The sequence below is a fragment of the Flavobacterium sp. Sd200 genome (assembly GCF_009826935.1).
In the GTDB taxonomy this organism is placed as follows: domain Bacteria; phylum Bacteroidota; class Bacteroidia; order Flavobacteriales; family Flavobacteriaceae; genus Flavobacterium.
Genome location: NZ_WUMN01000029.1, coordinates 1 through 1,127, shown reverse-complemented (window position 1 = coordinate 1,127; position 1,127 = coordinate 1). Strand labels below are relative to the sequence as shown.

Genomic DNA, 1,127 nt, shown 5'->3' with positions numbered 1-1,127 from the left:
CGCCATCCCTGGACGGCTTGTAGAGCCCTGCCGCCTTTAAAAAATCCGTAGCAATGCGCTGTGGGGATTGGTTTAAAATATCGGCTTTATGATTCAGGCTCGCCATTACACTGTCGTTGATTTTACCGGACAACAGGTTCAATGCGTTTTCAAGGCCCGGGAGCCGTGTAAGGGTGGTACTTTTCACAATAGGTGCAGCATAATAGGGTGGGAATATCTTTTTGTCATCCTCGAGTACTAAAAAGTCATGTTCTTTGACCCTTCCATCGGTAGAATAGCCGCTGATAACATCGAGGCTGCCCTCATGTGCTGCCTTATACATAACGGCATCACTTAATACCTTAGGATTAAGCCGCAGCCCATACACCGATCGGAGCCCCATGTCGCCATCCTGCCTGCCCATAAATTCCGGTGTAAAGCCGGCCCTGAGTTTTTCCGTGCCAGAAGGCCATAGTATAAATAGCGTAGTGGCAATACCAGTAACCACTACCAGATAAAGGGCATAGCGCATGGCTTTACGGCCTGAGCGTTGCAAATACCCTATTCCTAAATCTATGAGGATCGCCAGGAGTGCAGCGGGCAGGGCACCAGCGAGTATCATATTAGTGTTGTTCAGCGAAATACCACCGAATATAAATTCACCAAGCCCGCCCGCAGCTACAAAAGAACCGAGTGTTGCTACACCCACGTTGATGACAGCCGCCGTACGGACACCGGCAATAATAACCGGCATGGCAAGGGGGAGTTCGACCTTGAAAAGGCGTTGGCTTTTGTTCATACCCAAAGCTGTTGCGGCTTCTGTAATCATCGGATTTACACCGGTGATTCCGGTATAGGTATTCCTGATAATAGGCAAGAGGGCATAAATGAGCAGGGCTATAATTGCAGGTGTGGCGCCAATGCCGAATGCCGGGATCATAAAACCCAAAAGGGCAATGCTTGGCACGGTTTGCAACACACCGGCAACACCCAGTACAGGGTTGGCCAGTGGCCGCCTGCGGGATATGAAAATTCCTAATGGGATCCCTACGGCCATTGCCAGTAACAACGAAAGGAATGTCAGGCCAAGATGCTGTGCGGTTTGCAACAGGAGCTTGTCGTGTTGGGATGCGATAAATTGCCAAAAA

1 protein-coding gene is annotated in these 1,127 nt (G+C 50.0%); it reads right to left on the bottom strand.

Annotated features, from left to right (window positions below; all coding sequences use genetic code 11):
* Positions 1-1,127, bottom strand: a 1,127-nt coding sequence (locus GR160_RS19230; RefSeq protein WP_237421261.1) for an ABC transporter permease/substrate-binding protein, incomplete at both ends; no start/stop codon positions are given.